Raw genomic sequence first — 21,912 nt, forward strand, 5'->3', positions numbered from 1 at the left:
GCATCTGTTTCATTTTTGGGTCTGTGACCTAGGTCCGGCCAGGCGCTGCAATCGGGTTTTGAACGGAGAATGTTTCCAGGAACATGTCGGCAGACATTGGCCGCGCAAGGCCAAAACCTTGCAGAATATCGCAGCCGATCGCCGTCAACGCCTCGATTTGCGATTGCGTTTCCGCGCCCTCGGCGATGACCTCGACGTTCAGTGTCCGCGCAATGTCGACAATCGATTGAACAAGTCTGCTCATTGTGGCGTCGCTGTCGACATTTGCGGTGAGCGTCCTGTCGATCTTCAGGCGCTTGGGACGAATGTTCACAAGACTGGCTATCGATGCGTAGCCGCTGCCGAAGTCATCGATCTCGATTTCCACGTCGAGGTTGCGCAACTGCCGCAGCGTTTGGCGGATCTGTTCGTTCGTGTCGTCCAGATAGGTGGATTCAATCAGCTCAAACGAAAGAGAAGGGACTTTGTCCTTAAAGCCTGCAATTGACAGCAGCAATCCGGGATCTGCCAATCGGCCGGACGACACATTCACCGCCAGCCGCGGAAGCACGAGCCCTGCATCACGCCACATGCCAGCCGCCGATAGGGACTTTACCAGGACTTGCCGGTCGATTTCCGCGACACAGTTCATGTCCTCCGCATATTGCAGAAAGTCTCCCGGTGCTAAAATTCCCCGAACAGGATGGTGCCACCGCACCAAGGCTTCCGCCCCGGCCAGCTGGAGGCTTCCGGCAAAAAACTGAGGCTGAAAGAAAGGAACGAAGGACCCGTCTTCTTCGAGTGCCCGTTGAATTTCTTCCTTGGTTTGGCGGACGTAGGCGGCCTGAACGCGCATCTGATCACTGTAAAGCTCGAACCGGTTCTTGCCGGAATGCTTTGCTTGATAAAGCGCGTGATCGGCGTTCCTGAGCAATTGCGAGGCGTCGGGTGTGCTTTCGTCCAGCAAGGCTATGCCGACGCTGACCCCGACGCTGAACGAACTGCCTTCGACAAAGACGGGGCGCGCGAGTTGGGCGATGAGCTGCTCGCTGAATGCAATCGACCTCTCCGCGGAGGCATTGTCCTGAAGTATTGCAACGAATTCATCGCCGCCAATCCGGGCGATGAAATCACCTTCCTCCGACAGGTCCCGGAGCAGATCCGCAACCAGGCGCAGGACCGTATCGCCCGCGGCGTGGCCGAGCATGTCATTTACGTCTTTGAAATGGTCGAGATCGATGTGCAGAAAAGAGGTGGTGCCGTCTTTCGCCGAATTCTCACAGAACTTTTCCGTGAAAACCTGCTCCATGTATCTGCGATTAGGCAGGCAGGTCAGACTGTCGTGCAACGCAGTGTGCTCAACGTTCCGTTTGGCGTTCAAGAGCTCCTGATTCCGCTTCTCAAGCTCGGTTTTCGTCTCGATCAGATCGGTAACGTCGGAATTGGTTCCGACGATCCGAATGGGAGCAGAGGTTGAGTCCCTGACGACCTTTCCGCGCGAGCGCCACCATCGCCAGGATCCGTCCCTGTGCCGCATTCGGTAGGTGACGTTATATGGGCTGTCGTTCAGGAGGAGCTTTTCATAGTACTCCAGAACGCCGTCGATATCTTCCGGATGAACCCGGCTCTGCCACCATTCGAAGTCGGAGGGCGGATCGTCGTATTGTTCTCCCAGAAGCTTGAAGTTCTGGTCGGAGAAATAGACCCGTCCGGTGACGTTATCGAGGTCCCAAACTCCGTCATAAGCTGCGTGGATCGCAAGATCGTAGCGTTCGTTGGCTTCGCGGGCTTCCTCGACGGCGCGCGACAGCTTGTCATTTATCTCTTCAAGTTGTCCGGAGACTTGACCGCGATCCTCCCGGTCCATGGAGAACCCGAGCAGCTCCGCGATCGAGGCGGTAAACGCGATTTCATCCGGTGACCATTCACGGCGAACATCTACGGTTTCAACACAAACGACGCCGCGAGGGCCCCCGGCAGACCGGATTTGTGCGTCGAGCATGGATAGAATGCGATTGGGTCTCAAATAATGTTCGGTAAATTCCGACGTGCGCGGATCCTGATCAGCGTCGTTTGCCGCGATAACCCGCTCGGTCAGGACTGCTTCGAAATATTTCGGGAAGTCCTCTACCGACAGTTTGAGATCCGAAACATGCCGATCTTCATCGGCCAGATAAAGGGCGATACAGTCGATTGCTTTCTTATCGGGCGTTACCGACCAGGCACTCACGCGTTGAGCCCGCAGCTGTTTTGCGGTTTCTTTCGTGACAATACGCGTGAACTCCGCGCTGGTGCTTTTGTCACCCGTATAGATGCGCATCAGTTCGTCGAGAGAAGCATTGAAATTGCGGATTCTTGAAAGAACGTCCGTGTTTTCGTTGTTCTGCAAGTGCATCGAATACTCCGCAACCGATCCGGTCCCCCAGCGTAATCTAACGGGATCGAGCTGAAAGACTATTAAGCCGGCTGTTCACAGATTCCGTGAAGATTTTCGTTCAAAATTTCTTTAATGCGCACGAATTAAACTATAAGTCATCATGCGTTGAATTCGCCGCCAGCTGGTTGCATGTCGACGATGAAAGTACTTATCGAAAGTTGCCTTTGTGCCGCCTAGCCGTCAGCGAAAGTCTGGCGCCGTCATCCAAATGAAGTCTCCTGCCCGGATTTGCAGGCAGGCATTCCCGCCGACTGGGCACTTCAAGGGCCCCTCGACATGGCGATCCGACATACCGGTCGTCGGGGTTTCGCATGGAGTTTTGGCATGCGAGCCGGTGAGGGGGTGAATTCCGATCCCCGTACCGAGAGCATTCTGATGTTGACATGAATACTGATTCAGGTTTCATATATGGATCAGTGCCGGGCGGATTGAAGGCGTTTTCTGGCTGCGAAGGCAGGCGGCCTTCGACCCCGCTTATGCGCACACTGGGAGGAGTTATGATGACCAAACGCGTTTTCCGCCGGGCCGTGCCGTTTCTGGCAAGCCTGGGTCTTGCTGTGGCAGGAGCTGCCGGCGCTCTTGCTGAAGACATCAAGATTGCTCATGTCTACGGCAAGACCGGCCCGTTCGAAGCCTATGCCAAGCAGTCCCATACGGGCCTGATGATGGGACTTGAATATGCGACCGACGGCACGATGGAAATCGACGGCCGCAAGATTGTGGTCATCGAGAAGGATACGCAGCTCAAGCCCGACATTGGAAAGGCCGCGCTCGCCGAAGCCTATGGCGACGACGAGGTCGATATCGCCGTCGGGCCCGTTTCCTCTGGCGTGGCGCTTGCGATGCTGCCGGTTGCCGAGGAATACGAGAAACTGCTCATTGTAGAGCCTGCCGTCGCCGATTCCATCACCGGGTCCAACTGGAACCGATATGTGTTCCGCACCTCACGCAACTCCTCCCAGGACGCGATCGCCAATGCCGTGGCGCTCGGCCAGGAAGGGGTTTCGATTGCAACACTGGCACAGGACTATGCTTTCGGTCGGGATGGTGTTGCAGCCTTCAAGGAAGCCCTTGAAGGAACCGGTGCCAAGCTCGTCTTTGAGGAATATGCGCCGACCGATACCAAGGATTTCACCGCCAACGCACAGCGTATCTTCGATGCTCTGAAAGATGAGCCGGGCCGAAAGTTCCTGTTCGTCATCTGGGCAGGTGGCGGCAATCCGATCAGTAAGATCCAGGCAATGGAGCCGGAGCGGTTCGGGGTCGAGATCGCGACCGGCGGCAACATTCTGGCGGCGATGAAGGCCTACAAGGAATTGCCGGGCATGGAAGGCGCGACCTACTACTACTACGAGATCCCGAAAAATCCGGTGAATGACTGGCTGGTTTCCGAGCATCAGAAACGTTTCGATGCACCGCCTGATTTCTTTACCGCTGGCGGCATGTCCGCGGGCATCGCGATTGTCGACGCCATTCGCAAGGCTGGTTCGACCGACACGGAAGAGCTGATCGCTGCGATGGAAGGCATGGAGTTCGAGACGCCGAAGGGCAAGATGGTATTCCGTGCCGAAGATCACCAGGCGCTTCAACCCATGTATCACTTTAAGATCAAGGTTGATCCGGACGTGGAATGGGGCATTCCGGAATTGGTCCGCGAACTGAAGATCGAGGACATGAACATCCCGATCCGCAATCAGTAATCCTGGTGGTGTGTGCCACGGTTGGTGAGCGCGCACCTCTTCCGGAAAATCTGTAAGATCGCCCGGCCGGCTGAATGCTGACCGGCCGGGCAGTCCATGCCCGAAGCCTCAAACCAACAGGATGGCAGGCTGTGGCCGAAGAACATCCCATTCTGGTAACCAGCGACCTGACGATCCGCTTCGGCGGTCATGTTGCGGTAGACCAAGTTTCCTGCAGTTTCGACCGTGGTACGCTGACGGCAATCGTTGGTCCGAACGGTGCCGGAAAAACGACCTATTTCAACCTGATATCCGGTCAGCTTCATGCCAGCAGCGGGCGCGTCACGCTCAACGGAGAAGACATCACCAGAATGTCGGTGCCCGAGCGGACGGACCGTGGGATAGGGCGGGCCTTTCAGCTCACGAACCTGTTCCCAACCTTGAGCGTGCGCGAGAATGTGCGCCTGGTGGCGCAATCGAGGGCGCGCAAGGGCTTTGATCTTTTTTCCATCGCCGAGAGCCATGTTGAACTCCTGGAACGGGCAGACCACGTGCTCGCCGAAGTCCGTCTGATCGATCAAGCGGACCAGATCGTTTCCGCTCTGCCGCATGGCGATCAGCGCAAGCTGGAAGTGGCGCTTCTGATTGCACTGGGCCCCCAGGTTCTGATGTTCGATGAGCCGACCGCCGGCATGAGCGTCGACGAAGTGCCGGTGATCCTGGAGCTGATCCAGAAACTGAAAGCGGACATGGATCGCACCATTCTGCTGGTCGAACACAAGATGGATGTGATCCGTTCGCTCGCCGACCGGATCATCGTCCTGCACAACGGCGAACTTGTTGCCGACGGCGACCCTGCGGAGGTGATCGCACTTCCCGTCGTCCAGGAAGCCTATCTCGGCAAGGCTCCGGAGGCGGCCTGATGGCAGACAATCTACTGACACTGTCCGGCGTTCACACCTTGATCGGGCCCTATCATATCCTGCAAGGTGTTGATCTGTCGGTGCCGGAAGGCGGTGTGACAGTGCTGCTCGGACGCAATGGCGCCGGCAAAACGACAACGCTCAGAACGATCATGGGGCTTTGGACCGCGAGCCAGGGCGAGATCCGCTTTGACAATCATCTGATCACGAAGCTGGACACACCCGAGATCTCCCGGCGCGGCATTGCCTATGTGCCGGAGGATATGGGCATCTTCACCGATCTGACCGTTGCCGAGAACATGATGCTCGCGGCAGCAAGTGGCCCGCTGGATGCCAAGCGTCTCGACTGGATCAAGGAACTGTTTCCTCCTATCGGCACATTCTGGGGCGCTTCCGCCGGAACGCTCTCTGGTGGTCAGAAGCAGATGCTGTCCGTTGCCCGCGCGATCATAGAGCCGAGGCGGCTAATCCTGGTTGACGAGCCGACCAAGGGTCTCGCACCTGCAATCATCAAGGCGATGACTGATGCACTGCGCGAGTTGAAGGAAACCGACACAACAATCCTGCTGGTGGAACAGAATTTTGCCATGGCCTCGACCATCGGCGACACGGTCGCGGTGATGGATGACGGGCGCATCATTCATTCCGGTGCCATGAGCGAACTCGTCGGCGACGAAACCTTGCAGGAGAAACTGATGGGGCTGAGCCTGGAGGCGCATCAATGAGCGACACGGCGATCAAACCGCGGATGGAAAAAGTTCCCTTCAAGGAACAGTTCTTTCAGAAACTGCCGGTGTTGCTGGTGCCGTTGCTGGCGCTTGCCGGATTGGTTGCGATCGGCAACCCGGCAAGCTGGCTGACCCTGACGGTGGCCGGGCTCGCGATGGGCATGATGATCTTCATCATGGCCTCCGGACTGACAGTGGTCTTCGGACTGATGGACGTGATCAATTTTGGTCATGGGGCTTTTGTCGCCGTCGGTGCCTTTGTCGGCTTCACCGTTCTGGCCTGGCTTGCCGGCTGGACAGCTTCGCCGAGCGTGATGCTCAATCTTGGCGCCGTTCTTGTTGCGATCCTTGCAGCAATGCTCGTCACGGGCCTGCTCGGATACGCTTTTGAACGGGTCATCGTCATGCCGGTCTATGGGCAGCATCTGAAGCAGATCCTAGTGACCATGGGCGGCCTGATCGTTGCCCAGCAGATGATCTACGTCGTCTGGGGACCTGACGAGCTGCATTTGTCGCGGCCCGAGGCCTTCCAGGGGTCGATCGTGTTCGGCGAGGCGGCAATCGAGAAGTACCGGCTTGTCGCCGTCGGCATCGGCCTCGCGCTCTTCCTGGCCATGGGTCACATCCTGAAGAACACAAAGGTCGGGCTTCTCGTCCGGGCGGGCGTCGAAAACGGAGAGATGGTCGAGTCGCTCGGCTACCGTATCCGGCGGCTGTTTCTGATCGTCTTCATGACAGGCTCGGCACTCGCCGGTTTTGGCGGGGTCATGTGGGGGCTCTATCAGGAGACGATCACCGCCCATATGGGATCGGAAATCATGGTGCTGGTCTTCATCGTGGTGATCATCGGCGGCCTCGGGTCTGTCGAGGGTTGTTTCATCGGCGCCATGCTGGTCGGGTTGCTCGCCAATTACACCGCCTTTCTGGCGCCGAAGGTGGCCTTGATTTCGACCATCGCGCTGATGGTCGTGATCCTGATGTGGCGGCCGCAGGGCCTTTACCCTGTCGTCAAAGCGAAGTGAGGGACCTTTGATGCTGACCAAACTTCTCTCCGGCGACACCCCGCGCAGCGGGCTCCTTACCCTGTTGCTGTTGATCGTGCTGATCTCGCTCGCGTTTGCACCGTTCCTGTTTCCGGGCACCAAGTCGCTCGAGACGGCTGCCCGGATCTGCATCTTCATTGTGCTGGTGGCGAGCTACGATCTTTTGCTCGGGTATTCCGGCATCGTCTCCTTCGCCCACACGATGTTTTTCGGCATCGGGGCCTATGGCACCGCACTTGCGCTCAGCACGACCGGTCCAAGCTACTGGTCCCTGATCTGGGGCACGGCCACCGGTGCTGTGGTTGCGGCGGTCTTTGCGCTTGCCATCGGTCTTTTTTCGTTGCGTGTGAAGGCGATCTTCTTTGCGATGGTGACCCTTGCCGTTGCAAGCGCATTTGCTGTCCTGGTGTCCCAAATGTCTTGGCTCACCGGGGGCGAGGACGGACTGAACTACCGGATTCCGCGGGAACTGACTCCGGCCTTCAAGCTGGTGGACGAGAAGATCCTGGGTGTTCGGATCAACGGCAAATTGCTGGCCTATTACCTCGTTTTCTTCGCGTCCGCGGCCTTGTTTCTCCTGATGCTCCGGATTGTGAATTCACCGTTCGGGCGAACGCTGAAGGCAGTGCGCGATAATGCGTTCCGGGCCGAGGCCATCGGTTACAGGGTTGTCTGGTACCGGACGACGGCAACGGTTCTTTCCGCGATCATGGCAGCTCTGGCCGGATCCCTGCTTGCTGTCTGGCTGCGCTACACCGGACCGGCGACCACGCTGTCGATGGAAATCATGATAGACATTTTATTGATGGTCGTGATCGGCGGCATGGGTACGCTTTATGGCGCAGTGCTGGGGGCAACGTTGTTCATTCTGGCGCAGACCTATCTGCAGAACCTGATGGGCGTTGCCGCGGAGGTGACAAGTGCCGTTCCGGTGGTCTCGACGCTGGTTGCGCCAGAACGCTGGCTGCTCTGGCTCGGCGTCCTATTTATCCTCTCGGTTTATTTCTTTCCGAGCGGGATCGTCGGAAGACTGCGGGCAGGGCGTGCGTGAACGAAGTCGGACTTCATATTCGGGACGAAGGCACCGGGCGGCCGCTGGTCCTGATCCACGGGTGGTCGTGTCCGGGCCATTTCTTTCAACGGCAGATCGAAGCCCTTCACCCATATGCCCGCTGTATCGTGCCGGACCTGCCTGGACACGGCAAAACCGGTGACTGCTTGCCGCTGACGATTGAAGCTGCCGCCGTGGCGCTTCACGCAGCCCTGGCGGAACGAAACCTGACCGACGCGGTGGTCTGCGGATGGTCCATGGGAGCGCTTGTCGCCTATGCCATGATCGAACGTTTTGGAACGGAACGTGTTTCTCTGGTGGTCGCCATCGACATGACGCCGAAAGTTCTGAACACGGCAGAGTGGCGCAACGGCACGCGCAATGGTCTGGACGCTGAACAGAACCAGCACTTTCTGGATGCGATTGTTCCCGACTGGCCCAAGCTGCCGGCGATGATTGCCACGCGGCTGTTCGCGGATGACCTTCCGGCGAAGCCGGAGCTTTGGGAGTTCGCGCGAACGGAAATCGTCAAAGCCGACCCGGTCTTGCTCCGGCCCATGTGGGCGTCTTTGACCGGGCAGGACTTTAGAGAGTTGCTGCATAATTTTCCTGTGCCGTTTCATCTGGCGGCAGGACGAAGGAGCCAACTCTACGCGTCAGCACTACATCGCTGGCACGCGGAAAACGTTCCAGATTTCCAGCTTCACCTGTTCGACCGTTCCGGCCACGCACCGCACATGGAAGAAGCAGCGCGGTTCAACGAAATGCTATTGAATTTGCTGGAGCGGTAGTCGCTTCAACTAAGTGTCTGCACCTGGGCCGTTGCGCTTGCAAGACCGCCGGGCTTTCAGTGGTCACCCTCGATTTTCGATCTCACGAAATTGAGGATCCGGTCCAGCACCGTCAAAACCAGAAACACGGCCAGCAGTCCGAAGAAAAACCTTACGTCGGTCAGAAGGCTGCCCTTGGTCACGTCCCATTGGCGGACGCCGGTATTGGCATATGTCCAGACGTAGTATGAAACGGCGACGAGCGCTGCGGTGAGCACAAGCGAAACCAGAAAGGTCTGCCAGGCAGGTGTCGGGGTCTTTTCCTCGCTCATTTCAAAACCCTCGCTGTTGCAAGATCGACCTTGAAAACCATGAGATCGTCGAGCCGTTCGACGTCTCCTTCCAGTTCGACATAAAGCGCAAGCAGTGAATTGATTTCGTCGCCGAGCAGATTGCCGTCCTTGTCCGCCATCAAGAAGAAGTTGCGATTTTCAACCGGTCCGGAGGAGACAAATACCGGCGGGATGCCGCCTGTCAGGCAAAGATCGGCACAGGCCTTGTGGGCCAGACCCTGGCCCGGGCGCATGGCGCCTGCATAGCACTTGCCGTCGCAGATCTCACCGGTCAGTTTCCACCGCCCGAGCGGCACGGGGTCAGCAGGCGTGAACCCGGCCACACCTTCTTCCAGGGCTTCAACGCGTCCGACTTGTATCATGGTCAGGTCCCCGCGCTTGACTGGAACACCGCGCAGCGTGACGGAGCCGTTTTCGTGTGTCTCGGCCTGGTTAAAGGCGCCGCGCTTGCCCTGACCGGCGAGCATGTAGGTCCGGGCCGGCGTTTCCCCATCCGCAGGCACGCGCAGGACTGGGTAGGGCCGAAGTTCCATGATGCCGGCATTTTCAAAACGATTGCCCCACTGAAAGCCGCCGTCACCCGGATCGTTCTGCGTGGATGAAAGCGCCAGCGCCGCGATGCCGAGGCCACCGGCGAAGGAGACCGAAAAAACCACCAGAAACGCAACGAGCTGTTTCGGAACCGCGTTGAGATAGCCGACGTAAAACGGCGCGTCTTTGGTTTGTCTCCAAGTCATGCCGCTTCTCCAATGATAACCGGGTCCACATGCGTGCCGGGTGGCAGCGCGTTCGGATCAAGCAGGATGGTCGATCCGATCAGCTTGAGCCTGTAAGTCGAGATTTTCTCCGTGAAGGGCGCCGGAGCGCGCCCGTCAGTCAGGTTGTACTGGTAACCGTGCCAGGGGCATGTAATGCAGCCCCAGAGCACCTTGCCTTCGCCGAGTGGCCCGTTCTGGTGGGCGCAGGCATTGGTGATGGCGGACAGCTTGCCTTCGTACTTGAAAATGGCCACCCGTTCATCATCGGAAAGGGTCACGACCTTGGCGCAATCGTCGTCGATTTCGTCAATTTCTCCAGCGACCAGCCAACCCTTTTCTTGCAGTGACGCCTTGGCGGTCTCCTCTCCGCGGTCGCGTCTTGCTTCCATCCGGCCCGTTGCAAAGTGGAGGCCCGAGACCAGCACGACGCATGCTGCCACGATACTGGTGAAAATCGGATCGCCGGCGCCTTGCAGGGCACCGAGCGCAACATGAAGCACAACGCAGACATAGGCTGCGTAGATGAACATGTGCAGGGCCTTCCAGATCGGCGCGCCGAGGAAACTCAGCCAGAAATCATGGCTTGTCGCGGCAAGCACAAACAGGATCAAAAGCGCCGCGATGCCGAGGGCCTCGAATGGAAACCCGAGGATCTGTCCGTAACTGGTGTTGGACGACAAGAGCGCCACATACCGGTCGACCGGAGAAAAATTGAAGTACCAGGTCAGCACATAGTTGGCGTGAACGGCCGCGATGCCCGCCGTCATCACACCGAAGTGCCGGCGGTTGTAGAGCAGCGGCAGAAATCTGCGATCGAGCCGGGCCAGAGGGCCGATACACAAGATGATCGTCAGCATCAGGAATGCGCAACTGCCGAAGGCCCGCATGCGCAGGATCGCGCCATCGATCGGTTTGGTGACATCCTCATAGCCGGGTGCGACACGGATGTAGATGTAGAGATAGAGCGCCACTGCGATCAGCAGGACGGCATCGTAGAAGATCTTGTTCCGGTTCCAGATGACCGGTGTGTATTGCACACTCATTGAGAGGTCTCCGTACCGGTCGCCGCGTCTTCAGATGCCTGTGTCTGGGGCGCCTCTATCAGGATGGCAGGTCTGTCTGCAGGTGGCGTCTGACGGAGCGCAAGCACGGTGAAAAAGGCCAGCGGCAGCAAGATCCCCAGGACCGTCCAGATCCGGGCATGGGCCGTGCGGTGAGCGCGTTTCATCGGCGGTCCTCCCCGAACGTCTCAAGAATGTACCAGCGATAGAGTACCAGCGGCCAAATCAGGCAAATGCCCGGTATCAGCAAGGGTCGGAAGGCATAGGACCCGCGCGCAGACGGTTCCACCCTGTCAATCCCGAACACGAGAAACACTGCGGCAACGACACCGCCGGCCATGAGGTAATATCGGCCCAGTTCAATGAGTAATTCCGCAGTCTGCAATTGATGGCCTCCGTTTCGCGAGGTTCATACTTGCTGTCATCCCCGCGAAAGCGGAAATCGAAAGTGTCCGGCAGCCCTGGCTAGCCTCACCTTCAAGAAGCGCAACGCGCTGTGACGAAGGATGGGCCGCCCGGCTCTGCGTATTCCGTCGATCCTTCGAGACGGACCTGTCGGTCCTCCTCAGGATGAGGCCGTGGTATCTAATCACGCAAATCACACTAAGTCCGCATCCGTTACAATTTCCACAAGCGAGGGGCCGTCATGGGCGATGGCCGCGCCGATGGCATCGTTCAATTCGGACGCATCGGTAACCCGGTGACCATGACCGCCGCACAGGCGGGCAAAGGCGGCGAAGGATGGATTGCTGAGATTTGTTTCCCAGACCGGCCATTCGCCGGACCGTTGCTCCTTGGAGATTTTTCCAAGTTCCGAATTGTTGAGAAGGATGTGCGTGATGTTCATGCCGTATTTAACGGCGGTGGTGAACTCCATCGCATATTGACCGAACCCGCCGTCGCCGGAAATCGAGATCACCTTGCGGCCCTTGTAGTCGTCGAAGTCCTGGGTCGCGCACCAGGCGCCGAGAGCGGCAGGCAAGCTGAAACCGATCGAGCCGAGATAGCCGGACATCAGGATACGCTGGCCGTGCGGTTCGAAGTATCGGCCGAAGGAATAGGTGTTGTTGCCAACATCGACCGGAATGATCGCGTCGTTCGGACAGAGCTCGGTGAGCGTCTTGAAAATGGCCGCCGAGTGGATGCCCTGGCCCCGGTCTTCAGACAGCCGGGTTTCCTTTTCTTCCCGCCAGATCTGCCAGCGCTCGAACAGTTCAGCGAGCTGGTACGCCGCATGAGCCGATTTTTCGATCCGCGGTTTGATCGCGTCGCAGAATGCACCGATCTCGCCCCAGATCGGCAGCGTGACCGGATGGAACTTGCCAAGCTGCATGCGCTCGAAATCGACCTGGATGATCGGCTTGTAAGGCGCAATGCCGGTGTGGTTCGAAAACGAACTGCCAAGCGCCAGGATCAGGTCGGCCTCGTTCATGAGCCAGCTTGCAATCGGCGTTCCGGATCGGCCGAGGACACCGGCAGCGTTTGGATGGTTGTCCGGAATGAGGCCCTTGCCTTTGAAGGTCGTCAGGACCGGCGCACCGAGGTGTTCGGCAAGTTCGATGACCTTCTCGCGGGAATGCAGCGCCCCGTATCCCATGATGATGATCGGACGTTTGGCCTCTTCCAGCATTGTGCGGGCACGGTCGAGGTCCTCTTCGCCCGCACTGATGGACGTTCCGCTGATACGTCCTTCAGGTCCGGAGGCGTTTTGGTCGCTCGGAATGGTCTGAACGTCATCGGGAAAAATGAGATTGGCGACATCCTGCTCAACAATCGCCGTCTTCAGCGCCAGCGTCATCAACTCGGCATGGTTGGACGATGTCAGAACGGGCTGCGAAAAACGCGCGACCGCCTCGAAGGCTGACTTCAGATCGATGTCCTGGAACGCGCCGGGACCGAACACCTGGGTCTGCACCTGCCCGGTCAGGGCCAGGACAGGGGAGCGGTCGACTTTGGCATCCCAAAGGCCCGTCATCAGGTTGGTCGCACCGGGACCGGCGATGGTCAGGCAACCGGCAGGCTTTCCGGTAAGCTTGCCATAGGCGGAGGCGGCAAACGCAGCCGCGCCTTCGTGGCGGATGCCGACATAGCCAATGTTGCCCTTGTTGACCTGGCGCCGGATCGCATCCGCGAGGCCGAGGTTCGAATGACCGACCATGCCGAAGATGCGTTTGACGCCCCAGTTGACCATGGTCTCCGCCATGACGTCGGTCACCGTGCGCTCATGCTCTGGCTCAGGTTCAAGACCGACGAAGATCTCACCGCCCTCGATCTTGAGCGGATAGAGTTCCTGCCCGCTGTCCTCGTGACCACCCGGAGGCTTGCCAGTGAGTGGATCGAAGTCCCAGCCATGCCAGGGGCAGCGGATCCAGCACTTGCCGTCAGTGCCTTTTTCGATGGAGCCTTCTCCCAGCGGACCGCGCTGGTGCGGGCAGTGATTGTCCATCGCGGCCCATTGGCCATCGAAATGAGACAGGCAGATCGAGGTCGTGCGAGCCGTGACGGTCTTCACACGGCCTTCCGGCAGATCGTCGACACGGCCGACCTTGATCCAGTCAAGCGATTGAGCGTCCATGATTTTCTCCTCAAAACAGTCTGGCTGGATCAGGCAACGCCGCCATAGGCGACGCCGGACAGGTCCGACATTTCCCGCTTCCAGGTGGTCAGGTCATCCGGGTTGAACTGGTTCAGATGCGCGTATCCGCAGGCCCGCGCCATCACTTGCATCAGTTCGACCGACGCCTCGAAGAAATTGGTCAGTTGCCGCGCCGACTTCTCGATCTGCAAGCGGCTGACAAGATGCGGTTTTTGCGTCGCAATCCCCACGGGACAGTTGTTGGTGTGGCAGGCCCGCATGGCGATGCAGCCGATGGCCTGCATGGCAGCGTTGGAAACGGCGATCGCATCGGCGCCGAGCGCCATGGCCTTGACGAAATCGGCAGGCTTGCGCAAACCGCCGGTGATGACCAGCGACACATCGGACCGACCGGACTTGTCGAGATGGCGCCTTGCACGTGCCAGTGCCGGAATGGTCGGCACGGAGATATTGTCGCGGAAAATGATTGGCGCAGCGCCTGTGCCGCCGCCGCGACCGTCCAGGATGATGTAGTCAACACCGACTTCGAGCGCGGCATCGATGTCTTTTTCGATGTGCTGCGCAGAGAGTTTGTAGCCAATGGGAATGCCGCCTGTGCGCGTGCGTACTTCGTCGGCAAACTCCTTGACCTGGGAACAATCGGTCCAATCCGGAAAGCGCGGTGGTGAAATGGCATCAGTGCCTTCCTCCAGGCCGCGCACTTCCGCGATCTTGCCCTTGACCTTCGACCCGGGAAGGTGGCCGCCGGTGCCGGTCTTGGCGCCTTGGCCCCCCTTGAAGTGAAATGCCTGGACGTTCTCAAGCTTGGCCCAGTCGAAGCCGAAACGCGCAGAGGCGAGTTCGTAAAAGTAGCGGGAGTTGGCTTCCTGTTCTTCCGGCAACATGCCGCCTTCACCTGAACAGATGCCGGTTCCGGCAAGCTCCGCACCGCGGGCGAGAGCAACCTTGGCAGGCTCGGAAAGAGCGCCATAGCTCATGTCCGATACGAACAGGGGAATTTTCAGGCGCAGAGGTTTTTGCGCATTCGGGCCGATCACGACATCGGTGCCGACCGGGTCTTCGTCGAGCAGGGGAAAGCGCTGAAGCTGCGCTGTCAGGATCTGTATGTCGTCCCAGTCGGGCAATTGCGTGCGCGGTACACCCATGGCGCCGACCTTGCCGTGATGACCGGTCTTGGACAGGCCATCGCGCGCATATTGCTGGATCAGGCCGTTATAAGGCTCTTCCTCGGTGCCGTGGCTGGTGTCGGCATAAAGACCAAGATACTGGTCGCGCTGGAAAGGCTGCGGATTTTCCTTCGCCCAGGCTGCGATCTCATCTTCATCGACGAGGATCTCGTCCCCTTCAACCCAACTGCTGAACTTGGGCAGGGCTTCGGAGTTGTTATATTCGGAAACGCCCGTGTCGACGCGATAATCCCAATAATGAACACCGCAGATCAGGTTGTCGCCCTGGACGTATCCGTCCGACATCAGAGCGCCACGGTGCAGGCATCGGCCGTAAAAGACGGAGACTTCGTCATCAAAGCGGACAACCACGAGATCGACGTCGGCGACAAGGGCGTATTGCGGGTTGCGGTCCGGCAGTTTGCTCAGGTTTGCAACAACTTGTTTTTTCATTTCTTCCCCCGGGCTACCGGCTTCGGGTGTCCCCCGAAGCCCTGGCTGAATGGTTTGTTCAAAAATCTGTTTACTGCGGATCGGCAGGCGTCTCCGGCCGCATTGGCGGGACCGCCTCCATTTCGGCCGCGCCCTCGTTGTCGGACATTCGGGCACCGTACCACTTTGCGAGCGGCACTGCGGTCACGCCGTGAAGGATGGCGCTGATCCAGACCGTGTTCACGGCAAGAATCAGCATGTACTCACCGATTTCGGGATCAATTTCATCAACGATCAGAAGTGCGAACAGGGCCGTTGCAAGTCCGCGCGGTCCGAACCATCCGAAAAAGACTTTCGTGAGCGGAGCCGCATCCGTCCCGGTGAGCGACAACCACACGGCCAGTGGCCGGACGACAAAGAGGCTGATCATGATGATGGCGAGGGTCGGTGCATCCAGGTGTGCGATTGCCTCCGGCAGCAGCGCCAGCCCAATGAGGAAAAAGGCACCCCAAGAGAGCATCTGCCCTTCGCTTTCGGTAAACTCGTAGATGAACGCGCATTGACCCTTGATGACGTTTCCGAAAAACAGGCCTGCCACGAAGGCGGAAATGAAACCGTTCCCGTCCACCATGCCGGCGGACAGGTAGGCTGCACCCGCCATGGCGATCGCGCCAATGCCTTCAATCGTCGCCGAGGTCATCTTGCGGCGCTTGGCGGCAAGAAACAGGTAGCCGCCCACAAGTCCCATGATGCCACCGACCAGAGGTCCGAAAATGAGTTGTTTCGCACCGAAAAGCAGCCAATTGGTTGTTTCCTGATGCATCACTTCGGCGGTCAGGCTCGCAAACAGCAGGATCACCGGCAGGGCGAGACCGTCATTCAGACCGCTTTCAAGAGTAAGCGCACGCCGGACCCGTTCCGGGACAGCTTCATTCGTGACGACTGCCTGACCGAGCGCAGCGTCCGTTGGCGCCAGAAGCGCGGCAGCAAGGGCTGCGACGATCAACGGGTAGGTCGTCAGGAAGGGCGCGGCGGCGGCCGTTCCAATAAGCACCGCCAACGGCAAACCGATCAGCAGCATCCGAAACGGCCACTGGTGGCGCGCCCGCAGGGCTTTCACATTGATCTGGGCCGCGTCCAGAAAGAGCAGGATGATCAATGCCAGTTCGGCAACGATATGAAGCAGGTGCTCGGCTTCATCGAAGGGCATCAGGCCTGTTTGTGCCATCAGGTAGCCGAAGCCGAGAAACAGAATTGGAGCGGTTAAAATTCCATTCGATAAGGTTTTTGCCAGCAGCGTGTAGCAGACCGTAAACATCGCCAGCATCAATAGACCGGTGGCCATATACGTTCTCTCTCCCGAAGCCCACGGCGACATAAGTGCAAATGGCCTCATGCACTTTCAAATCATAAGCAGATGACACTCCCGTGTGGCAATCGTGAATTTACGGGGGAGAGAAATTGTGAACGCGGAACCCGTTCGGGGCGTTATTGCACCGCGTTTTTGGCCTCGGGGCCCAAAGCGAGACGCTTCAGGATGCGCTCCGCATCAACCGGTTTGGCCGCGATTTCCAGGATCAGTTTCTTGCGGACCGCATCGGCAAATGTCTCCGCACTGTCGGCGGTCACGACAAAGGCGGCAGGGCCGCCGATGATTTCATCATAGAAGCGCTGTTCCAGGTCGTAGGAGACCGGCCTGCCGGAACAGTAGCGGCACAGAACCGCCAGGCCGTTGATGACGATGCCGGAGGAAACGACCGTTTCACGGGCTTCGTGGATGGAGGGGCCGTTCCAGTTGTTGGCGCTGTCGGCGGAGAGATCGATGACGCGGCGAAGCCCCTGAAATTCGTTCGTGTCGATCAATTCCTTGCCTTTGAGCAAGGCAGCGCCGATGGCGTTGCGGCCGTAAGCCTTGCGGGGTGCTTCGGCGAGTTGCGCCGCAAATGCCTCCGCAGACGCTTTGCCGTCGATCACGGTCCAATCGACGACCACGTCCTGAGAAAACATGTCGGCCCATTCGACATAGGTGACCGCGATCTTGCCGTAAGCGTTGCTGGCAATCGCGCTCAGCACTGACGGATCCGTGATCGCCTCGGCATAACCGGCACGCTGAAAGCGGATTTCTGCCTCGTCGATCGACCCCGTTGCGTCTGCAAGCAGGACAAGTTCCAGGTCCAGCTCTTCGGAAACGGACGGTTTCACCGAAAGCAGAAACCAGACGACAACAACAAGGGCAATTCGCATCTCTTCCGCTCCCTAAACCGCAGGCACCAGAGTGTAGCTAGGGCGGCAGGCGGAAAAGGAAAAAGAAACCCGCCCTTGTAGGGCGGGATAGTTTTACCTTCGGGAGGGAGAAGGGGAACGTCAGGCCACCGCGCGGGCCAGAGCGCATTGCGACCAAAGATCGTTGATCGCGTTTGCAAGATGTTCGATGTCTTCGGCCGTATGAAGCGGTGTCGGTGTGAAGCGCAGGCGCTCGGTGCCGACCGGAACCGTCGGATAGTTGATCGGCTGCACGTAGACGCCATAGGTATCCAGCAGGATGTCGGAGATCCACTTGCACTTCTTGGCATCGCCCACCATCACCGGAACGATGTGGCTCGGGTTTTCCATGTGCGGAATACCGCGCTTATCGAGTGCTGCGCGCACCTGGGCAACACGTTGCTTGTGTGCCTCGCGCTCAAAGCGGCTTTCCTTCAGATGTTTGATCGACGCGGTTGCACCGGCGGCAAGTGCCGGCGGCAGCGCGGTGGTGAAAATGAACCCGGAAGCGAAGGAGCGGACGAAATCCACCACAGTCTTGCTGCCGGTGATGTATCCACCCATGACGCCGAAGGCTTTTCCGAGTGTTCCCTCGATGATGGTGAGGCGATCCATCAGGCCTTCGCGTTCGGCGACACCGCCACCGCGCGGGCCGTACATGCCAACGGCGTGGACTTCATCGAGATAGGTCAGTGCGCCGAATTTATCGGCAACGTCGCAGATTTCCTTGATCGGCGCGATGTCGCCATCCATAGAATAGACGCTTTCGAACGCGACCATCTTCGGAGCGTCCGGATCGTCAGCGGCCATCTGGCGCTCGAGATCTTCATAGTCGTTGTGCTTGAAGATCCGTTTTTCACAGCGGGAGTGGCGAATGCCTTCGATCATGGAGGCGTGGTTCAGGCTGTCCGAATAAACGATCATTCCCGGGACCTGGGAGGCAAGCGTGCCGAGCGCCGCCCAGTTGGAGACATAGCCAGAGGTGAAGATCAGTGCAGCTTCCTTGGCATGCAGATCCGCTAGCTCGCGCTCAAGGAGAACGTGATAATGGTTGGTGCCGGAGATGTTGCGCGTACCGCCGGCTCCTGCGCCGCATTTGGCAATCACATCCTGCATCGCACCGACGACCTTGTCGTGCTGGCCCATGCCGAGATAATCGTTGGAGCACCAGACGGTGACGTCCTGGACGGTGCCGTCTTCACGATAGCGGGTTGCACGCGGGAAATTGCCTGCCTGGCGTTCGAGATCGGCGAAGATCCGGTAATTGCCATTGTCATGAAGCTTGCTGAGGCGTTCTTCCAGATACGCATTCACATCCATGATACCGGTCCTCTCACCCGCTGGCATTGTTGGCCAGCGCCTCTCTTTTCCCAGCCGCCCTAGGTCGCATCCCGGCGGTTTGTGCGTCAGGTACCACACCTGTTCAAGGCAAAATATCGTGTACCTTTAAGTTATTCAAAACTGCATAATCAGACTGATCGCCTTGATCAAGGTCAAACAGCTGTGATGCGTCCAAACGTCATAGAGCTGTTTATTGTACGGCAGAGGCCCGATCCGCGTCCATTTCATTTATGGGCCGGGATTTTTGTTTCAATAAAATCAGCTGCTTGAATAATCCTATTGCTTTAATTCCGCAAACATGAATACTGATTCATGTTTCATGATATTTGGAGTTCAAATGTGATCAGAGCGGCCAGAAATGCGGAGATGCCGCAAAGACCGTCGGTAAGCCAGCCAAAGACCGCCCGGGGTGAGGCCACGAAGAAAGCGATTCTTGCAGCCGCGGAGCGCGTGATCGGTGCCAAAGGATATAACGACGCCTCCATCGGCCATATTACCAGCGAGGCCGGGGTCGCCCAAGGGACCTTCTATATCTATTTCAAAACCAAGGAAGACGTTTTTTCGGAACTGGTTCTTGAGATGGGGCGCCTCGTCCGCCATTCGATCGCAGAAGCAACGCAGGGTATTGACGACAGGCTGGCAGCGGAAAAGGCCGGTTTGCAGGCTTTCCTGGAATTCGTACAGGCGCATCCGGATCTCTATCGTATCGTCCAGGAAGCCCTGTTTGTCGATCCCGAGGCTTACCAGGCTTATTACAGCGCCTTCGCCGACGGGTATCGCGACGGACTTACCGAGGCGGCTCTTGCAGGCCAGATCTCCGCCGGTGACCCGGACACACGGGCGTGGGCCCTGATGGGGATCGCCCGTGCACTCGGAGAACAACTGGTTGTCTTCAAGTCCGACAAACCGATCCCGGAGCTTGTCGCGAGCGCCTATGACCTGATCGAGAACGGGATCAAACCGTGACGAATGCCCGCTGCCTGATCGAAACAGAATGGCGCAACGATGCGCTCTGGATCTGGCTGAACCGCCCGGAACGCCACAATGCGCTCGTGCCGCGCCTGATGAGTGATCTGAAAGCGGCGATTGCCACAGCAGCCGCCGAAGAGCCTGCCGCCCTTGTGCTGGCGGGCCGGGGGACAAGCTTTTCGACGGGCGGCGATCTTGGCGGGTTTTTGGATCATTCCGGTTCGCGCGAGGACCTTTTGGACTATGCCAACCTGCTTGTCGGGACCTTGCACGAGGTGATCCTTGATCTGTTGGCTTTTCCCGCACCTGTTCTGGCTTCGGTCGACGGTCCTGTCACCGGAGGGTCGACAGGTTTGGTTTTGGCCGCCGACATGGTTGCCATGTCCGAACGGGCATTCCTTCAGCCGTACTATTCGGACGTCGGTTTCGGGCCCGATGGCGGCTGGACTGCGCTCCTGCCGGAGCGTGTCGGAACCTCGAAGGCTCTCCAGATACAGTATCTGAACGAACGGGTTTCAGCGTCCGAAGCGTTGTCACTTGGACTGGTTTCGTCCGTCTGTCCAACGGATGAGCTGATTGGCTGCATAGACGGCTGGGTTGGCGGGTTGGCCAGCAGGTTCAAGCAGACTCACCAGGCCACGCGCAACGGTGTCTGGGACGAAGCGCGGCGCGATCAGGTTCAACTGAGGCTTGATCGGGAAAAGGACCGGTTCCTTCAACTGATCGCCCGAGCTGAAACACTTGCCGGGATGCAGGCCTTTACAAGAAGACGCGCCTGAGGCGCTGGAACAAGAAATGAACACCAGGTGTTGGGAGGACACATGGAGTTTTTGACCGACATGGCGGCAAAACGGGCCGAACTGATGCCCGGCGCTGTTGCGTTCACCGACCACGACAGCGGCCGATCCTACACATTTTGCGAAATCAACAGCCGTGCCAGCCGTCTTGGCAACTTCTTGCTGTCGAGAGGTTTGCAAAGAGGTGACCGTGTCGCCGTGCTCTGTCTCAACCATCCGGACTTCTTTGTGCTTTTGTTTGCGGCTCAAAAGACCGGTGTCCTGCTTGTTCCCCTCAACTGGCGCCAGCCGGTGGCTGAATTGCGGCCGATCCTGGAAGCATCGGGTGCGAAACTCGTTTTCGCCGACGATGCCTTTGCTGAAATCGCCACGGACCTGACTGCCGGGACAAATGCGCCGGTATTGCCACTCGGGGCTGCGGCGAGCGGAGAAAGCGCTCTAGATCCACTCCTCGCCGCATCCAGCGCCGCTGCTATCGGTGACGGGAGGATCAAGGCCGGCGCACCCTGGTATCTTCTCTTCACCTCGGGCACGACGGGCCTGCCCAAAGCCGTGATCCAGACCGCCGGCATGGCCTATGCCAACATGATCAACTATTGCCAGGCGACGGGCTTAAGCACCGGTGAAAAGGGCGTCAACTTCCTGCCTCTGTTTCACACGGCCGGAATAAACTTGCCGACGCTGCCGATATTTCTGAATGGCGGATCTTCATCGATCCTGCGCAAGTTCGACCCCGAGACGGTCCTTGACCTGATTGATGCGGGCGAGGTCACGAGTTTCTTCGGTGTGCCCGCGATCTACCAGGCGCTGGCGCTGTCACCAAAGATTGGCAGAACGAACTTTTCAAATGTCCGCGCACTCGGCTGTGGCGGTGCCCCTGTTCCGAAGCATCTTCTGCTCGATTTTCAAAAGCGCGGGGTGACCATCTGCAACGGCATGGGCATGACCGAAACAGGTCCAACCGTTTTCCTGATGGACCCTGATCATGCTGCGTCAAAAATCGGCTCGGTCGGCAAACCGCAAATCCTGACCGATGTTCGTCTTGCGGATGCAGATGGCGAAATCGTCGAGGGTCCGGGCGAGGGAGAAGTCCAGTTTCGCGGACCGAACATCACGCCCGGTTACATGGACAACCGGGAGGCGACCGTTGCGACTTTCACCGTGGACGGCTGGTTGAAATCCGGCGACATCGCCCGGCGCGATGACGACGGCTACTACTATATCGTCGACCGGATCAAGGACATGTTCATCTCGGGCGGCGAAAACGTTTATCCGGCGGAAGTCGAAAAGGTCCTGGTCGGTCATCCGGCGATCCTGGAGGCTGTGGTGATCGGTATGCCGGACGAAAAATGGGGTGAGGTCGGCGCTGCGTTTTTGATCCTTCGCCCTGGAGAAGACCTGAAACCCGAAGAGCTGCCCGGCTGGTGCCGCACGCAGCTTGCGCCCTACAAGGTTCCGAAGAGCTTTTCCGTGGTGGAGGATCTGCCTCGCACGGCTGCCGGCAAGGTCCGCAAAAACGTTCTCAAGGAAACAATCGCAGCCGAACCCATTGCAGAGGACGCCTGAG

20 protein-coding genes are annotated in these 21,912 nt (G+C 58.5%); 9 read left to right on the forward strand and 11 right to left on the reverse strand.

Annotation, left to right across the window (positions count from 1 at the left end):
• Positions 1-28 precede the first annotated feature (28 nt).
• Positions 29-2,374, reverse strand: coding sequence for a bifunctional diguanylate cyclase/phosphodiesterase (locus tag RBB47_RS20225; RefSeq protein ID WP_305987692.1), 2,346 nt, complete (start codon positions 2,372-2,374; stop codon positions 29-31).
• Between the two features lie 542 nt (positions 2,375-2,916).
• Between RBB47_RS20225 and RBB47_RS20230 the strand changes: the two genes are divergently transcribed.
• From RBB47_RS20230 to RBB47_RS20255, 6 genes are all read left to right on the forward strand, one after another.
• Complete coding sequence (locus RBB47_RS20230; RefSeq protein ID WP_305987693.1) at positions 2,917-4,116, forward strand: substrate-binding domain-containing protein; 1,200 nt, start codon at positions 2,917-2,919, stop codon at positions 4,114-4,116.
• Positions 4,117-4,247: 131 nt separating this feature from the next.
• Positions 4,248-5,018, forward strand: a complete 771-nt coding sequence (locus tag RBB47_RS20235) for an ABC transporter ATP-binding protein (protein WP_305987694.1) — start codon at positions 4,248-4,250, stop codon at positions 5,016-5,018.
• Entirely contained in the window at positions 5,018-5,743 is a 726-nt protein-coding gene (locus RBB47_RS20240; RefSeq protein WP_305987695.1) for an ABC transporter ATP-binding protein, read from the forward strand. Before RBB47_RS20235 ends, RBB47_RS20240 begins: the two co-directional genes overlap by 1 nt.
• Positions 5,740-6,768 carry a branched-chain amino acid ABC transporter permease gene (locus tag RBB47_RS20245; RefSeq protein ID WP_305987696.1) on the forward strand — a complete coding sequence of 343 codons (1,029 nt, stop codon included), beginning with the start codon at positions 5,740-5,742 and terminating at the stop codon, positions 6,766-6,768. The genes RBB47_RS20240 and RBB47_RS20245 overlap by 4 nt, the downstream gene beginning before the upstream one ends.
• A gap of 10 nt (positions 6,769-6,778) precedes the next feature.
• Positions 6,779-7,840, forward strand: a complete 1,062-nt coding sequence (locus RBB47_RS20250; protein ID WP_305987697.1) for a branched-chain amino acid ABC transporter permease — start codon at positions 6,779-6,781, stop codon at positions 7,838-7,840.
• On the forward strand, positions 7,837-8,631 hold the full coding sequence (locus tag RBB47_RS20255; RefSeq protein ID WP_305987698.1) for an alpha/beta fold hydrolase: 795 nt from the start codon (positions 7,837-7,839) through the stop codon (positions 8,629-8,631). The genes RBB47_RS20250 and RBB47_RS20255 overlap by 4 nt, the downstream gene beginning before the upstream one ends.
• A gap of 56 nt (positions 8,632-8,687) precedes the next feature.
• Here RBB47_RS20255 and RBB47_RS20260 read toward each other — a convergent pair whose 3' ends face one another.
• The 10 genes from RBB47_RS20260 to hemA all read right to left on the reverse strand — a co-directional run bounded on the left by RBB47_RS20260 (position 8,688) and on the right by hemA (position 18,558).
• Positions 8,688-8,942 (reverse strand): hypothetical protein, encoded by a 255-nt coding sequence (locus RBB47_RS20260; RefSeq protein ID WP_305987699.1) that lies wholly within the window; start codon positions 8,940-8,942, stop codon positions 8,688-8,690.
• Entirely contained in the window at positions 8,939-9,700 is a 762-nt protein-coding gene (locus RBB47_RS20265) for a hypothetical protein (RefSeq protein ID WP_305987700.1), read from the reverse strand. Before RBB47_RS20265 ends, RBB47_RS20260 begins: the two co-directional genes overlap by 4 nt.
• Positions 9,697-10,764, reverse strand: a complete 1,068-nt coding sequence (locus tag RBB47_RS20270; protein ID WP_305987701.1) for a Rieske 2Fe-2S domain-containing protein — start codon at positions 10,762-10,764, stop codon at positions 9,697-9,699. Before RBB47_RS20270 ends, RBB47_RS20265 begins: the two co-directional genes overlap by 4 nt.
• Positions 10,761-10,949 carry a hypothetical protein gene (locus tag RBB47_RS20275; RefSeq protein WP_305987702.1) on the reverse strand — a complete coding sequence of 63 codons (189 nt, stop codon included), beginning with the start codon at positions 10,947-10,949 and terminating at the stop codon, positions 10,761-10,763. Before RBB47_RS20275 ends, RBB47_RS20270 begins: the two co-directional genes overlap by 4 nt.
• A complete protein-coding gene (locus RBB47_RS20280; protein WP_305987703.1) occupies positions 10,946-11,167 on the reverse strand; it encodes a hypothetical protein in 222 nt (73 codons plus the stop codon). The genes RBB47_RS20275 and RBB47_RS20280 overlap by 4 nt, the downstream gene beginning before the upstream one ends.
• 213 nt (positions 11,168-11,380) lie before the next feature.
• Positions 11,381-13,357 carry a thiamine pyrophosphate-binding protein gene (locus tag RBB47_RS20285; protein WP_305987704.1) on the reverse strand — a complete coding sequence of 659 codons (1,977 nt, stop codon included), beginning with the start codon at positions 13,355-13,357 and terminating at the stop codon, positions 11,381-11,383.
• A gap of 29 nt (positions 13,358-13,386) precedes the next feature.
• Positions 13,387-14,997 carry a glutamate synthase-related protein gene (locus tag RBB47_RS20290; RefSeq protein WP_305987705.1) on the reverse strand — a complete coding sequence of 537 codons (1,611 nt, stop codon included), beginning with the start codon at positions 14,995-14,997 and terminating at the stop codon, positions 13,387-13,389.
• Between the two features lie 70 nt (positions 14,998-15,067).
• The gene (locus tag RBB47_RS20295) at positions 15,068-16,321 is read right to left on the reverse strand and encodes a sodium:proton antiporter (protein ID WP_305987706.1); all 1,254 of its coding nucleotides are present in this window, start codon (positions 16,319-16,321) and stop codon (positions 15,068-15,070) included.
• Between the two features lie 143 nt (positions 16,322-16,464).
• Positions 16,465-17,220, reverse strand: a complete 756-nt coding sequence (locus RBB47_RS20300) for a DUF1194 domain-containing protein (RefSeq protein WP_305987707.1) — start codon at positions 17,218-17,220, stop codon at positions 16,465-16,467.
• A gap of 120 nt (positions 17,221-17,340) precedes the next feature.
• A complete protein-coding gene (gene hemA, locus RBB47_RS20305) occupies positions 17,341-18,558 on the reverse strand; it encodes a 5-aminolevulinate synthase (protein WP_305987708.1) in 1,218 nt (405 codons plus the stop codon).
• 333 nt (positions 18,559-18,891) lie between these two features.
• On the opposite strand from hemA, the gene RBB47_RS20310 reads away from it, so the two are divergent.
• The 3 genes from RBB47_RS20310 to RBB47_RS20320 are packed head-to-tail and all read left to right on the forward strand — an operon-like array spanning position 18,892 to position 21,911.
• Positions 18,892-19,545, forward strand: coding sequence for a TetR/AcrR family transcriptional regulator (locus tag RBB47_RS20310; RefSeq protein ID WP_305987709.1), 654 nt, complete (start codon positions 18,892-18,894; stop codon positions 19,543-19,545).
• Positions 19,542-20,327, forward strand: a complete 786-nt coding sequence (locus RBB47_RS20315; RefSeq protein ID WP_305987710.1) for an enoyl-CoA hydratase/isomerase family protein — start codon at positions 19,542-19,544, stop codon at positions 20,325-20,327. The genes RBB47_RS20310 and RBB47_RS20315 overlap by 4 nt, the downstream gene beginning before the upstream one ends.
• 42 nt (positions 20,328-20,369) lie before the next feature.
• The gene (locus RBB47_RS20320; RefSeq protein ID WP_305987711.1) at positions 20,370-21,911 is read left to right on the forward strand and encodes a long-chain fatty acid--CoA ligase; all 1,542 of its coding nucleotides are present in this window, start codon (positions 20,370-20,372) and stop codon (positions 21,909-21,911) included.
• Position 21,912 lies beyond the last annotated feature (1 nt).

The organism is Roseibium sp. MMSF_3544, from assembly GCF_030732845.1.
In the GTDB taxonomy this organism is placed as follows: domain Bacteria; phylum Pseudomonadota; class Alphaproteobacteria; order Rhizobiales; family Stappiaceae; genus Roseibium.

Coding starts and splice junctions, on each gene's coding strand:
- RBB47_RS20225 (WP_305987692.1), bottom strand. CDS start 2,374: ATGCACTTGCAGAACAACGAAAACACGGACGTTCTTTCAAGAATCCGC.
- RBB47_RS20230 (WP_305987693.1), top strand. CDS start 2,917: ATGACCAAACGCGTTTTCCGCCGGGCCGTGCCGTTTCTGGCAAGCCTG.
- RBB47_RS20240 (WP_305987695.1), top strand. CDS start 5,018: ATGGCAGACAATCTACTGACACTGTCCGGCGTTCACACCTTGATCGGG.
- RBB47_RS20245 (WP_305987696.1), top strand. CDS start 5,740: ATGAGCGACACGGCGATCAAACCGCGGATGGAAAAAGTTCCCTTCAAG.
- RBB47_RS20250 (WP_305987697.1), top strand. CDS start 6,779: ATGCTGACCAAACTTCTCTCCGGCGACACCCCGCGCAGCGGGCTCCTT.
- RBB47_RS20260 (WP_305987699.1), bottom strand. CDS start 8,942: ATGAGCGAGGAAAAGACCCCGACACCTGCCTGGCAGACCTTTCTGGTT.
- RBB47_RS20265 (WP_305987700.1), bottom strand. CDS start 9,700: ATGACTTGGAGACAAACCAAAGACGCGCCGTTTTACGTCGGCTATCTC.
- RBB47_RS20270 (WP_305987701.1), bottom strand. CDS start 10,764: ATGAGTGTGCAATACACACCGGTCATCTGGAACCGGAACAAGATCTTC.
- RBB47_RS20275 (WP_305987702.1), bottom strand. CDS start 10,949: ATGAAACGCGCTCACCGCACGGCCCATGCCCGGATCTGGACGGTCCTG.
- RBB47_RS20285 (WP_305987704.1), bottom strand. CDS start 13,357: ATGGACGCTCAATCGCTTGACTGGATCAAGGTCGGCCGTGTCGACGAT.
- RBB47_RS20290 (WP_305987705.1), bottom strand. CDS start 14,997: ATGAAAAAACAAGTTGTTGCAAACCTGAGCAAACTGCCGGACCGCAAC.
- RBB47_RS20295 (WP_305987706.1), bottom strand. CDS start 16,321: ATGGCCACCGGTCTATTGATGCTGGCGATGTTTACGGTCTGCTACACG.
- RBB47_RS20300 (WP_305987707.1), bottom strand. CDS start 17,220: ATGCGAATTGCCCTTGTTGTTGTCGTCTGGTTTCTGCTTTCGGTGAAA.
- hemA (WP_305987708.1), bottom strand. CDS start 18,558: ATGGATGTGAATGCGTATCTGGAAGAACGCCTCAGCAAGCTTCATGAC.
- RBB47_RS20310 (WP_305987709.1), top strand. CDS start 18,892: ATGTTTCATGATATTTGGAGTTCAAATGTGATCAGAGCGGCCAGAAAT.
- RBB47_RS20320 (WP_305987711.1), top strand. CDS start 20,370: ATGGAGTTTTTGACCGACATGGCGGCAAAACGGGCCGAACTGATGCCC.